The sequence below is a fragment of the Bradyrhizobium sp. genome (assembly GCF_049512235.1).
Taxonomy (GTDB): Bacteria; Pseudomonadota; Alphaproteobacteria; order Rhizobiales; family Xanthobacteraceae; genus Bradyrhizobium.
Map to the genome: position 1 here is coordinate 16,111 of NZ_JBEKXH010000022.1, position 12,733 is coordinate 28,843.

A 12,733-nucleotide genomic window follows, 5' to 3' on the forward strand; every position below is an offset into this window, starting at 1 on the left:
AGAGTTCTCAACAGCGAGAGCCCGCCCGAGTGAAAGGTTCCAAGACGCAGGTCCGCTCGAGCGCGATGGCCCACATTGCTGCGCTGCTTCCGACCGCAAAGCGAACGAAAGCCTGATTTTGCGCTTGATCACTGACGCGAGAAACCTTTGCTTGTTTTGGCAGGCGGATTGATTTGATGCAGCCAGCGGCGTTCGCTGGGACTGTGGGGGAGCGTGTCTTTGTTGACCGCGACGAACGGCGAAATCTGTGTGGAATCGAACTGCACTGCGATCCGGCTCGCCTGACGCCTGCCGAATCGGGCAAGGCGGCGGCTGCTGGCGGCAATCCGGGGTAATCGACGCAAGGCTAATCGACTCTAGACTGGCAACTTCAGGGCTGGGATATAAAGGCAAGACATGAGAAACGGTCAGAATAACAACAAGCGGATGCGCAACCGGAACAGCAACAATAACAACAACAACAACCGGCGTGGCCAGAACCCGATGACCCGTGTGTTCGAGTCCAACGGGCCCGACATCAAGATCCGCGGCACCGCTTCCCACGTCGCGGAAAAATACGTGCAGCTCGCACGCGACGCCCGCTCTTCCGGCGATCCGGTAGCCGCCGAGAATTATTATCAGCATGCCGAGCATTATTTCCGGCTGATTGCCGCCGCCCAGGAACAGTTCCGTCAGAACCAGCCGCAGCCGCGCACCGAGAATGAAATGCCCTCGGAGGACGGCGACGATGACAGCGAAAGCTTTTCACATTTCGGGCAGGAACCTGGCTTCGTGCCGGTGCAGCCACAGCCATTTATCCCGCGCGACAGCGGCCCGCGTGACCACCAGCGCGATCTCCAGCCTTACCAGCCGCGCGAACCGCAGCAGCCGCGCGAACACCGCCCCCAGTTCCAGCCGCAACCGCAGCCGCAGCCGGTGATCCCTGAAAGCGTCAGCGTCGACCGGCTGCCGTCTTTCATCACCGGACCGCAACCGCAGATCGGCGCCGTCCCGGCTGGTTTCGAGAACGGTGGCGGCGAGCGCTTCCCGCGCCGCCGGCGCCGGCCGCACGGACCGCGCCCCGAAGGTCTGACCGCCCCGGCGCCGGCGCCGGGCGACGATTTCAACCCGGGCAACGAGTAACGCGGCACAATCTTGCAGGGGTGAGTCAAGCGCTCTTGCGCCGTGCCCACCGCACCAATAGTCGAAGGTTTCGTGTTGTATGGTGGGCACGCCATCGACCCGCGCAGTTGCGCGACCGGCTGGCTTGCCACTCTACAATAGATCATCGCGTTGCAATGACGACGGCACCAGCACAGGTTCGAGCGCCGGGATCAGTCGCGTACGTTCGCGGGGCGCCGGGATCGCACGATAGACCTGCTTGGTGGCTTCCACGATATGAACACCGGCAAAAGGCAGCGACAGCGCGGCGCCGACACGCTCCCATGCGATGGCGGAGCGCAGGAACCAGCCGCCGGCGACCGGCGGCATGAACAGGGCCTCGTCCCACGCCGTCGGCGTGAACCAGGTCTGCCGCAGCAAATGCGTGATCTGCGAGCGCGAATAGGGCCGGCCGTGACCGAACGGCGTGGTATCGGTGCGGGTCCAGACCCCGCGCCGGTTCGGAATGACGGCCATCACGCGGCCGGACGGCGCCAGAACCCGCCACACCTCGCGCAGCAGCCCGGCCGGATCGTCGGACATCTCCAATGCGTGAACCATCAGGATGCGGTCGACGGCCGCGTCCGGCAGCGGCAATGAGAATTCATCGACCAGCGTTGCCAGCGTCGGCCGCGCGGTCGGCCATTTAAGCACGCCCTGCGCCGCCGGCATGAAGGCGATGCAACGCTCCGCGTCCTCGCGGAACAGCCCGAGATAGGGAGTGGGATATCCCAGCCCGAGCACCCGCTGCCCCCCGGCGTTGGGCCAGCGCGCGTGAATGCCACGATTGATCAGCCGCCGCGCCACGATGCCGAGGCGCTGCGAGTAGAAATCGCGGAGGTCGATGACATCGATGGTCATGCGACCAATGTAACACGTCGCGGCGCCGCCCGGGGCGCGGAATATTGCATTGCTCTATAGGCCTTAAGGCCATATTTCATGGCTATGCGAACCCGTACCGGCGTCAATGCCCGGCGCCGGGTTCCGCAGAACTGGGAGCCGGTTTGGCGGCCACCCTACGCGCGTCTTGTTCAAAAGTAAGTAGCATCCTCAACGGCAAACGGATTGCACCCTGCCGGTCAATGCTCGCCTGGATCACGGAGATATCATGGCCGCCGACATTCGTCTGTTCCCCTGCCTCACCGATAATTTCGGATACCTGATCCACGACCCCGCGACCAACGCGACCGCCTCGATCGATGCGCCGCAAGCCGCGCCGATTATCAGCGCGCTGCAGCGCGAAGGCTGGACCCTGACCGACATTCTGGTCACTCATCATCACGGCGACCATGTCGGCGGCGTCGCCGAGCTGAAGCAGAAATACCAGTGCCGGGTGGTTGCCCCGCACGACAAGTCCACGAAGATTGCAAATGTCGATTTGCGCGTCGGCCAGGGCGATGTCGTGAAGCTCGGCAGCCTGCTGGCGCGGGTGCTGGAGACGCCGGGGCATACGCTCGACCACGTCAGCTACGTCTTCGACGCCGAAAAGGCGCTATTTGCTGCCGACACCCTGTTCTCGATCGGCTGCGGCAGGGTGTTCGAAGGCACCTATCCGATGATGTGGGATTCGTTGTTGAAGCTGCGCGCTTTGCCCGACGATTTCAAACTCTATTGCGGCCATGAATATACTGCCGCCAACGTCAAATTCGCGCTCACCGTCGAGCCCGATAATCCCGCCCTGAGGGCGCGCGCCGAGGAAGTGACGCGGCTGCGCGCCGAGGGCAAGCCGACGATACCGGCGCTGCTTGGCGAAGAGAAAAAAGCCAATGTGTTCCTGCGCGCGGATGAGCCATCGGTCGCGGCGAGCGTCCGCTTGAAAGGCCGAAGTCCGGCGGAAGTGTTCGGCGAATTGCGCGAACGGAAAAACAAATCCTGATGGTGTTACCGCCCTCCGCCGCCGATATCATCGCGCGGCTCGCATTACAGCCGCATCCGGAAGGCGGCCACTATTGCGAGACGTTTCGCGACGGCCGCCGTGACGCCGATGGACGCGCGCGATCGACCGCGATCTATTTCCTGCTGGCGCGCGGCGAGCGCTCGCACTGGCATCGCATCGACGCGGTCGAGGTCTGGCATTTTTACGCAGGTCACGCGCTGAACTTGCAGATCGCAGATCTGAGCTGCCAGCGCAGCGTCAGGCTCGGCCCCGATCTCGCCGCGGGAGAGATACCGCAGGCCATTGTGCCCGCGTGCGCCTGGCAAGCTGCCGCAACCACCGGCGACTGGACGCTGGTCGGTTGCACCGTCGCGCCGGGATTCGATTTTACGAAATTCGAGCTGGCGCCGAACGGGTGGGAGCCAGCGTGAATTTCGTAGGGTCGGCAAAGCCATCAAGTTGCGCCAATGCGCGACTCGATGGCGTGCCCACCAATAACTCGCGGCAGCGAAACTGACGACGAAACAATTACACCATGTATTGACCGCCGTTGACCGAGAGCGTCGAGCCGGTCATCGCGCCCGCATCGTCGGCGGCGAGGAACACCACGGCGCGGGCAATTTCCTCGGGCTCGCCGAGCCTGCCAACCGGAATCAACGGCAGGATGCTCTTTTCCAATACGTCCTTGGGCACTGCCTGCACCATCTCGGTGTTGATATAACCCGGGCAGATCGCATTCACCGTGATGCCGGTCTTGGCATTCTCCAGCGCCAAGGCCTTGGTGAAGCCGATATCGCCGGCCTTTGCCGCCGAATAATTGACCTGGCCGAACTGGCCCTTCTGACCATTGATCGAGGAGATGTTGACGACGCGGCCGAATTTGCGGGCCCGCATACCCTCGATGACCTGGCGCGTCATGTTGAACAGCGAACCGAGATTGGTGTTGATGACCGCGTTCCACTGCTCGACCGTCATCTTGTGGAAGGCGCCATCCCTGGTGATGCCGGCATTGTTAATCAGCACATCGACCGGGCCGACCTCGGCCTCCACCTTTTTGACGCCAGCGGCGCAGGCATCGAATGAACTGACGTCCCATTTGAAGACGGGAATGCCGGTCTCGGCGTTGAACTTCTCTGCCGCCGCGTCGTTGCCGCCGTAGTTGGCTGCGACCTGATAGCCGGCCGCCTTCAGCGCCTTGCTGATCGCCGCCCCGATACCCCGCGTTCCGCCCGTTACCAATGCAACACGTGCCATGTCGAATCCTTCCCTTGGGTCACTTTTGAAGTCATGCTTTTTGTAGCGTCGAATAAAGCGGGCCGCTTGACCAACATCAAGAAATAAAACGCCCGGCGTGAACACCGGGCGTTCTCCAGCTTGCCCCGCTGCGGTTGCGGGCCGATTTTTTCATCCCGCATCGTATCGGCCGCCGCCGGTTTAGTCGCGTGCGATGCACATGGCGATACCCATGCCGCCGCCAATGCACAGCGTGGCAAGGCCCTTCTTGGCGTCGCGCTTCTGCATCTCATGCAGCAGCGTCACCAGCACCCGCGCGCCGGAGGCGCCGACCGGGTGGCCAATCGCGATGGCGCCGCCATTGACGTTGACCTTGGAGGTATCCCAGCCCAGGTCCTTATTGACCGCGCAGGCCTGGGCCGCAAAAGCCTCGTTGGCCTCGATCAGGTCGAGATCGCCGACGCTCCAGCCGGCCTTCTTCAATGCCGTGCGCGACGCCGGGATCGGCCCGGTGCCCATGATCTTGGGATCGACGCCGGCCTGGCCCCACGACACGATGCGCCCAAGCACGGTCCTGCCTTCCTTGGCCGCCTGCTTTGCGGTCATCAGCACCACCGCGGCCGCGCCGTCATTGATGCCGGAGGCGCTGCCGGCGGTGACGGTGCCGTCTTTCTCGAACGCCGGCCTGAGTTTGGCCATGGCCTCGAGAGTGGCACCGTGCCGCGGAAATTCGTCGGTATCGACGACAATGTCGCCCTTGCGGGATTTGATGGTGACCGGAACGATCTCGTCCTTGAACTTGCCCGCCTTCTGCGCCGCCTCGGTCTTGTTCTGGGAGGCGACGGCGAACTCGTCCTGCTGCGCGCGGGTGATCTGATATTGGCGGGCGACGTTCTCGGCGGTGTTGCCCATGTGGTAGCCATTGAAGGCATCCCACAACCCGTCCTTGATCATGGTGTCGACAAATTCCACCGGCCCCATCTTGACGCCGCCGCGCAGATATTGCGCGTGCGGGGCCATGCTCATCGATTCCTGACCGCCGGCGACCACGATTTCGGCATCGCCGTTGAGCAGCGCCTGATAGCCCAGCGCCACCGTGCGCAGGCCCGAGCCGCAGAGTTGATTGACGCCCCAGGCAGGGCTTTCCACCGGGATGCCGGCGGCGATCGAGGCCTGACGGGCCGGGTTCTGGCCCTGCGCCGCGGTCAGGATCTGGCCCATGATCACCTCGGAAACACGGCCCGGCTCGATGCCTGCACGCTGCAGCGCGGCCTTGATGGCGACGGCGCCGAGATCGTGGGCCGGCATGGTGGCGAACACGCCGTTGAAGCTTCCGACCGGGGTGCGGGCGGCGCTGACGATGACGACATCGTCTGTCATGGATATCTCCTGGGCTTGAGGGATCTTGGTTGACGAGCGGCGGGATGGCGGGCCTGTCTCTCTCACCTTATCCTGTTAACGACGTTGAGGCATGTCAACGGCCGCAGGACAAAATATCGCGGTGGCGCACCTAAAAATCGGGCTCTTGGCACTTTCCCGGGCATCGCCCGTGCGTTGTAATTAACCTTAACGCACAAAAAGGTAGCCGGAGCGCATTGAAAATGCTTACTTTACTGTAAACGCTGCCCGTCAGCCCGCCGGCGACGCCGTCGGGCTCCTTGTCCTCCGTGTGCATGAGTGACCATGGCGAAATCAGACCAACCCACCACGATCAAGAAATACGCTAACCGGCGGCTCTATAATACCGGCACCAGTTCCTATGTGACGCTCGAGGACCTCGCGGCGATGGTGAAAGAGGGTGAGGACTTCCTGGTCTATGACGCCAAGACCGGCGACGATATTACCCGCTCGGTGCTGGCGCAGATCATCTTCGAGCAGGAAAACAAGGCCGGACAAAATTTGCTGCCGACCACGTTCCTGCGTCAGCTGATCAGATTCTACGGCGACAGCATGCAGATGGTGGTGCCGAAATATCTCGAACAGGCGATCGACACGCTGACGCGCGAGCAGGAAAAATTCCGCAAGCAGCTGACCAATACCTTCAGCGGTACGCCGTTCGCGCCGTTGGAAGAACACGTGCGCCGCAACATGGAATTGTTCCAGCAGACCTTCTCGATGTTCAAGCCGTTCGTGCCGCCGCGCGGTGGAACCTCCAACGTGTCCGAGCCGGAAATAGCCCCCGAACCCGCGCCGGAAGAAGACAACATCGACGATCTGCGCCGTCAGATGAAAGACATGCAGGAGCGTCTCGAACGCATGTCGAAAGAGACGAAGAAGGAAGACTAGGCGCGCTGCGGCACCTCTTCCCCAGTCGTCCCGGCGAACGCCGGGACCCATAACCGGCAGCTTTGATTGGCGCGGAAGGTTCTCTACCAACATTATCCAACCGATGGGACGGCGTATGGGTCCTGGCGCTCGCCGGGAAGACGCTGGGCTATTGGCTCTTTCAACCCGCCGCCGGAACCACCGCCTCGGTCGGCGTCTGCCAGGGCCGCTGCGACGAGGCAAGTCCGATCAGCCGCCCCTGGATATAGTCGCAGCCCCAGTCGCGCAGCATCAGGGCGGATGCCTCGTCCTGGACCCATTCGGCGACGGTCTTGATACCCAACCGGCGGGCCAGATCGATCAGCGTCTGCACGAAGGCGCGATCGTCGGCGGAGTGCGCGATGTTCTGGACGAAGGCGCCATCGATCTTGACGATATCGACGCCGAGCTTGCGCAGGTTCCGGAACGAGGTGTAGCCGGCACCGAAATCGTCGATCGCAATCCGGCAGCCGAAGTTCTTCAGCCGCGTGACAAAGCCGCGGACGTCATCGATGTCCCGGATCGCAACCGTTTCGGTGATTTCGACGATCAGCCGCTCGGCCACGCCGGGATGCGCGCGCAGCAGCGATTCAATGGAAGCCCACCAATCCGGGTCCATCGTGGTGTCGGGCGAGATATTGAGGCTGAGCTGCACGCCTGGCTGCTCCGTCAGTTCGCCCACCGCCAGTTCGAGCACGCGATGATCGACCAGGCGAATCAGGCCGAGCTTTTCTGCGACCGGAACGATGTCCGGCGCCAGCAGAACCTGTCCGTCATGCTGCTCCATCCGGACCAGGCACTCGTAGAACGCCACCTCACGCGAGAGCGCTTGCACCACCGGTTCGAACGCCATCACGATCCGGCGCTCGTTGAGCGCGGTGACGATCTTGTCGGTGACGCGGATATTGACGCGGCGCTGGGCGTCGCGCTCGACATTCGGACGCCACAATGAAAATGAGCCGGCGCGGCGGCGCTTGGCCATATCGAGCGTTTCGTGGGCGCGATTAATCGCCTCGTCGGCGCTGCGCGCATAGCGCGGCAGGCTGACCGCGCCGATCGAGACGGTGACCAAGACCGGACCCGATTGGGTCGGCACGACGTCATCGCGAATCCCGGCCAGAAACCGCTCTGCGGCGGCATTCATATCCTCGACGCTGCAATTCTTCAGGATCAGCCCGAATTTATTACCGGAGAACCGGCCAAGCACGTCGCCGCCGCGCATTCGCGAACGAATGCGTCGGGCCACTTCGGAGATCACCGCGTCCGCGACGTCGAAGCCGAAGGCGTCGTTGATGCGCGCCAGATGATCAATGCCGATCAGCATGAATACGCAGGATGCTCTGAAGCGCACGGCTTCCTCGACCGCCTCGGCCAGCGCGGCGACCAGATGCGTACGGTTGAGTTCGCCGGTCAGCGGGTCGTGCCGCGACAGCTTCAACAATTGCTCGTCGCGGGCGTGACTTTCGTTGTTGACGCGGACGATGCCCTGGACCCGTGCGGGCCGGCCGTCGGCGCCGGCGAACCAGGCGCCGGCTTCCTCGATCCAGCGCACCGGATTGGAGGTGCTGGTGCGCATGCCATATTCGATGCGGTAGCGCGCCCCTTCACCCTGGCGGAGCGGCGGCGACTGGCTGAGCGCATTGGATCGGACGGCGCGGTCCGGCTCGATCAGCTTTGCAAACTCCGCGCCGCTCTGCAGCGACGCCGCGGGGATATCAGGAAAGACCTCGGCCAGATCATCGCTCCAGGCGATCGCATCCGTTGCGATGTCCCAAACAAAGGCGGCTTGGCCAAGCGAAGCCAGGATGGTCGAAACTTGCGGAAGAACAGATGTCACGGGCGCCTCGTTTCGGCACACTGCAGGGAACTTCTTCTACCTCAGGCATAGTGCCGCTTTTGCGTCGGGCCAGCGCATATGGCGCAAAAGTGAGCATCGGTTTGGCGGTCAGTCTACACGCAACTCGTTAACTAGAGCAATTTCCTCGCACCGGCCCGGTCCAGCCTACCGGGGTCCAGCCTGCCGGAAAACGCACGACGCAGCGGTCGGACGGGCGCCGTTTGCGCAGCGCAAAGAAACCAAACCCGGGAGCCGGCATGACCCTTGCGACGGTGAATCGCTAAAGCGGCGCGACGTCCCAAAACGCAACAGTTGAACTGGATCTCGATTTACAATGTCAAGTCCCGGTCGATCACAACAGGTCGCAGATGACGGTGTCCTTGATGCCAAGCATGACTGCGTCGAGCCTCCCCACGTTAAGCCTGCCTGCGTCGCGCTGGTGCCGGTGATGCCGACCATAGATGGGCGGCGCGTGCCGGACCGGCAACTGTCACGGGCGGATTTTGTTACCCACCTGATCGCTACCGCCGAGCACGCTCCGCAAACGCGCAACCTCCGGCGGGCGACGCCCGCCGATGCCGAGATCGCTTACCAAACGCACCGGCGTCAGGTCCCCCGCGTGGGCATCCGGATGCGCCAAATCATCTGACAAAAACGTCAACGTGGCGGCGAGTCGGTCGAGGGCAGAAAGCCATCGACCGGCTGCAGGCCCGGGGAGAAAACCTGCGGCGAGGGTCCGCCCGGCGTGACCTCGGCGGCAGGCATGAATTTCGGTTCAGGGCGATCCAAAAGCACGGCTTCGGCGACCGAGGCCGCTGCCTGCACCGCTGGCGCAGCTGCGGGTGCCGGCGCGGGGGCAGGTTCAAATTGCGGTTCGGTCGCGGTTTGGGCCATGTTCCGATGGCCAGCCCCCGCGTCCGCCGCCATCTTTCCGCGCCGCGTGCGCAACGCGATGCCGGACAGGAAATCCACCAACGCGAGCAAGGCCAGCAGGAAAAAAGTCGAGTTGCCAAATCGCGACCACTGGACAAATTCGGCGGCCGCGGCGCCGAACACGATCAGCGATAACAGATGATCGGTGAGGTATTTCGCTCCCGGACGTGCGCCCTTGATGACCTCAAACATCAACAGCACAATTGCGAGCGCCAGCAGCATGTCGCTCAGGGTCAGTGGCCATTCGGCGCCGGACATCAGCGTCAGCTTCGCGATCGGTTCGACCATGGTGACGCCGGGCATCAGGAAGACGATCATGTTGTAGATCGCGATCGGGATCAGGAGCAGCGGAAAACCGACCATGGGCATCGGCGAGGCCTTCACTTTTCAAGCAGGAGAACCAGGGCATTCCCGAACCAACCCCGGGTTAAGCCAACGTCTTTCTTCACTCGTTGCCTCACTCGATGGCCGAATTCAGGCAATCAAGGCAGATTGCGACAATTCTAGCCTATGTCCCATTCGCCCTATCCCTGAGGTTGCTGGCGCCCGGGACACCAGCCGATGGCGGGCATCTGATTTCGGCTGCCCGGGTATTGAGCGGCGCGCCAGCGGCGGCCAATACCGGGCGAGGACCCGCCCCGCCCGCCGTTTCACGATTCCTTCTTGGTCTTCAGGACCTGGCGGCCCTTGTACATGCCGGTCTTCAAGTCGAGGTGGTGCGGCCGCCGCAATTCGCCGGAATCCTTGTCTTCGGCATAGGTCGGCTTGACCAGGGCATCCGCGGAGCGGCGCATGCCACGCCGCGAGGGCGATGTTTTTCTTCGGGGAACGGCCATGTCGGTGTCCTCTGGGGGGTGGCGGAGGCATCGTCCGAGCCGGACGGCTGAAGCGCTTTTGGCGCAAGCTGAGATGCCGATAAGGCCGCGCTTATAGAGGATGGGGTCGCGCAATGCTAGAGCGTTTTCGAGCGAAGTGGGGACCGGTTCGCGGGAAGAAAACGCGTCAAAACAAAAAGCTAGAGCCCGGTTCAGATGCGATCAGAACCGGTCAGGCTCGAGGTTCAAAATCTGCCAAAATGGCTCAAAAGGCGCGATTGTCATGCCAGCAGCGCTGCAATTCCGGCGCCTGCGCGCGCGCCATATAGGTCCCGGCCAGCCGGCGCACGCCAGGGCCGGGATTGCGGGCGCTGCGCTGATGCGGATTGGGCAGGATTGCCGCCAGCAAGGCCGCCTCCCGGGGCGACAGGCTCGAGGCCGGCCGGCTGAAGGCGTAAATGGCGCCGGCTTCCGCGCCGAACTGGCCGGACGGCCCGAGCTCGGCAATGTTGAGATAGATTTCCAGGATGCGCTGCTTGGGCAGCACCAGATCGATCCACAGCGCGAGCGGCAATTCGAGCGCCTTGCGGATCACGCTGCGGCCCGGCCACAGAAACAGGTTCTTCGCCACCTGCTGGGTGATGGTCGAACCGCCGCGGGTCACCTCACCGTCTTCTTCCGCGTCGTCGATCACTTCGCGCAACGCGTGCCAGTCGATGCCGTGATGGCTGCAGAATTGCGCATCTTCGGCTCCAACCACCGCGCGCGGCAGCGCCGGTGAAATCGCGCTGAAATCGATCCAATGCCGCAACACCGGCGCGCCCGTCAGCCAGCGCCAGGCCATCAGCGTCGAGACCGGATGGCCGCCACGATACAGCGGCGCCAGCAGATAGGGCAGCAACAGCACCGCGAGCACGATCAGCAGTAGATTTCTGGCAATCCGCAAAATCTGATATTTCTGGCTGGGCGCAAATTGCGCGGAGTTGTCGACACCGGTTTTGCGAACAGAATACGCGCAATGCGCCGGCGGAGCGCCCTTTCCTTCTCCGACGGCAATACCCCCCGGGCTGAAAAAAATGGTCCCGCCGCGGGCAGGTTGCGGACGAACCGCCGGCATCCCCGGATCGTTCCGGCTTTTATTCGCAGTTTTAAGGCGTTAGGGAATCCCGACGGCGGAATTGACGAAGCCGGTGCCATAACCGATTGTCCCGGCCAACTTGACCTGGAGCAGCTTTTGATGACGACCGGCCCTGCACTATCGGACTTTGCGCACCGACTGGACCAGACCGCGGAGGACACCGAGGCCCTTTTGGGGAAGCTTCTGTCCGACAGCCTCTGGCCCGGCGAAATCGCGCGGCCGAAGCGGCTGATCGAGGCGATGCGCTATTGCAGCCTCGGCGGCGGAAAACGGCTGCGGCCATTTCTGGTGGTCGAGAGCTCCGCCGTGTTCGGGGTCGCGCGCGAGGCCGCGCTGTTGGCCGGGGCGGCGCTCGAATGCATCCACTGCTATTCGCTCGTTCACGACGACCTGCCGGCGATGGACAACAGCGACTTGCGCCGCGGCCGGCCGACGCTGCACAAGGCCTATGACGACGCCACCGCGATCCTCGCCGGCGATGCCTTGCTGACGCTCGCCTTCGACATCGTCACCCGCGACGAGATTCACCCCGAGGCCAGCGTGCGCCTGGCCTTGACCCGGGCGCTGGCGCGGGCCTCGGGCGTCGGCGGCATGGCCGGCGGCCAGATGCTCGACCTCGCCGGCGAAGGCCGGTTCGGCGACCGCGAGCCGGTCGACGTGGCGCGGCTGCAGCAGATGAAGACCGGCGCGCTGTTGCGCTATGGCTGCATCGCCGGCGCGCTGCTCGGGCAGTCCTCGCCACGGGAATACCAGGCGCTGGACGATTACGGCCGCGCCCTCGGCGAGGCCTTCCAGATTGCCGACGATCTGCTCGACGTCGAGGGCGACGCCTTAGCGCTTGGCAAGCAGACCGGGCAGGACGCAGCGCTCGGCAAGACCACCTTCGTCACCCAGCTCGGGATCGACGGCGCGAGGCAGCGCGTGCGCGATCTGTTGGCGCGCGCCGATGCCGCGCTTTCGATCTTCGGCCACCGGGGAGACGTGCTGCGCGCCGCGGCGCGCTTCGTTGCCGAGCGCAAGAATTGAAAGCCTGAGATGGCGGACAAGGCAACCGACGATCCCGCTCTTGTACGCTTCCGCCAAATGTCCCGGCCGGTCCGCGTGGTTTATGCGCGGCCGCGCACCTTCATTGCCTTGACGATCGCCTGTCTCGCGTTCTTTTTCCTGCCCGGCGCGCTGCGCCTCGCGACCCGCCTGCTGATCAGCTGGGACATCTTCATCGCGATCTATCTCTTGCTCGTCTACACCATGATGCTGGGCAGCGGGCATCAGCTTATCCGGCGCAAAGCGGTGCTGCAGGACGATGGCCGCTTTCTGATCCTGCTGGTGACCGCGCTCGGCGCCTTCGCCAGCATCGCCGCGATCGTATTCGAACTCGGCGCCTCGCAGCGCAGCGTGCCGGAACTGACGCTGGCGACCGTGACCATCGCGCTGTCCTGGGCCGCCGTGCACACCAC

General features: G+C 63.6%; 14 protein-coding genes. 7 read left to right on the forward strand and 7 right to left on the reverse strand.

Going from position 1 to position 12,733, the window contains the following annotated elements; translation table 11 throughout:
- The first annotated feature begins 396 nt into the window (after positions 1-396).
- A complete protein-coding gene (locus ABSG20_RS03610) occupies positions 397-1,122 on the forward strand; it encodes a DUF4167 domain-containing protein (RefSeq protein ID WP_423863113.1) in 726 nt (241 codons plus the stop codon).
- A gap of 132 nt (positions 1,123-1,254) precedes the next feature.
- Here the strand turns inward: ABSG20_RS03610 and ABSG20_RS03615 are convergent, their stop codons facing one another.
- On the reverse strand, positions 1,255-2,001 hold the full coding sequence (locus ABSG20_RS03615; RefSeq protein WP_423863114.1) for a class I SAM-dependent methyltransferase: 747 nt from the start codon (positions 1,999-2,001) through the stop codon (positions 1,255-1,257).
- Between the two features lie 247 nt (positions 2,002-2,248).
- Between ABSG20_RS03615 and gloB the strand changes: the two genes are divergently transcribed.
- Positions 2,249-3,016 carry a hydroxyacylglutathione hydrolase gene (gene gloB / locus ABSG20_RS03620; RefSeq protein ID WP_423863115.1) on the forward strand — a complete coding sequence of 256 codons (768 nt, stop codon included), beginning with the start codon at positions 2,249-2,251 and terminating at the stop codon, positions 3,014-3,016.
- Entirely contained in the window at positions 3,016-3,447 is a 432-nt protein-coding gene (locus tag ABSG20_RS03625) for a cupin domain-containing protein (RefSeq protein WP_423863116.1), read from the forward strand. Before gloB ends, ABSG20_RS03625 begins: the two co-directional genes overlap by 1 nt.
- Positions 3,448-3,544: 97 nt before the next feature.
- Here the strand turns inward: ABSG20_RS03625 and phbB are convergent, their stop codons facing one another.
- Both phbB and ABSG20_RS03635 read right to left on the reverse strand, forming a co-directional pair.
- A complete protein-coding gene (phbB, locus tag ABSG20_RS03630; protein ID WP_423863117.1) occupies positions 3,545-4,270 on the reverse strand; it encodes an acetoacetyl-CoA reductase in 726 nt (241 codons plus the stop codon).
- A 180-nt stretch (positions 4,271-4,450) separates the two neighbouring features.
- Positions 4,451-5,629, reverse strand: a complete 1,179-nt coding sequence (locus ABSG20_RS03635; protein ID WP_423863118.1) for an acetyl-CoA C-acetyltransferase — start codon at positions 5,627-5,629, stop codon at positions 4,451-4,453.
- Between the two features lie 303 nt (positions 5,630-5,932).
- Between ABSG20_RS03635 and phaR the strand changes: the two genes are divergently transcribed.
- Entirely contained in the window at positions 5,933-6,535 is a 603-nt protein-coding gene (gene phaR / locus ABSG20_RS03640) for a polyhydroxyalkanoate synthesis repressor PhaR (RefSeq protein WP_423863119.1), read from the forward strand.
- A 160-nt stretch (positions 6,536-6,695) separates the two neighbouring features.
- On the opposite strand, the gene ABSG20_RS03645 is transcribed toward phaR, so the two are convergent.
- A complete protein-coding gene (locus tag ABSG20_RS03645; protein WP_423863120.1) occupies positions 6,696-8,390 on the reverse strand; it encodes an EAL domain-containing protein in 1,695 nt (564 codons plus the stop codon).
- 334 nt (positions 8,391-8,724) lie between these two features.
- On the opposite strand from ABSG20_RS03645, the gene ABSG20_RS03650 reads away from it, so the two are divergent.
- A complete protein-coding gene (locus ABSG20_RS03650; protein ID WP_423863121.1) occupies positions 8,725-9,039 on the forward strand; it encodes a hypothetical protein in 315 nt (104 codons plus the stop codon).
- Positions 9,040-9,047: 8 nt separating this feature from the next.
- Here the strand turns inward: ABSG20_RS03650 and ABSG20_RS03655 are convergent, their stop codons facing one another.
- The 3 genes from ABSG20_RS03655 to mtgA all read right to left on the reverse strand — a co-directional run bounded on the left by ABSG20_RS03655 (position 9,048) and on the right by mtgA (position 11,084).
- On the reverse strand, positions 9,048-9,692 hold the full coding sequence (locus tag ABSG20_RS03655; protein WP_423863122.1) for a hypothetical protein: 645 nt from the start codon (positions 9,690-9,692) through the stop codon (positions 9,048-9,050).
- A gap of 281 nt (positions 9,693-9,973) precedes the next feature.
- Positions 9,974-10,159: a 50S ribosomal protein L32 gene (gene rpmF, locus ABSG20_RS03660; protein ID WP_423863123.1), complete on the reverse strand. Its 186-nt coding sequence runs from the start codon at positions 10,157-10,159 to the stop codon at positions 9,974-9,976.
- 244 nt (positions 10,160-10,403) lie between these two features.
- Positions 10,404-11,084: a monofunctional biosynthetic peptidoglycan transglycosylase gene (gene mtgA, locus ABSG20_RS03665; protein WP_423863124.1), complete on the reverse strand. Its 681-nt coding sequence runs from the start codon at positions 11,082-11,084 to the stop codon at positions 10,404-10,406.
- Between the two features lie 291 nt (positions 11,085-11,375).
- On the opposite strand from mtgA, the gene ABSG20_RS03670 reads away from it, so the two are divergent.
- The gene (locus tag ABSG20_RS03670) at positions 11,376-12,302 is read left to right on the forward strand and encodes a polyprenyl synthetase family protein (protein ID WP_423863125.1); all 927 of its coding nucleotides are present in this window, start codon (positions 11,376-11,378) and stop codon (positions 12,300-12,302) included.
- A 9-nt stretch (positions 12,303-12,311) separates the two neighbouring features.
- Positions 12,312-12,733: DUF1345 domain-containing protein (locus ABSG20_RS03675; RefSeq protein WP_423863126.1), on the forward strand; the 422-nt coding region annotated here is incomplete at its 3' end.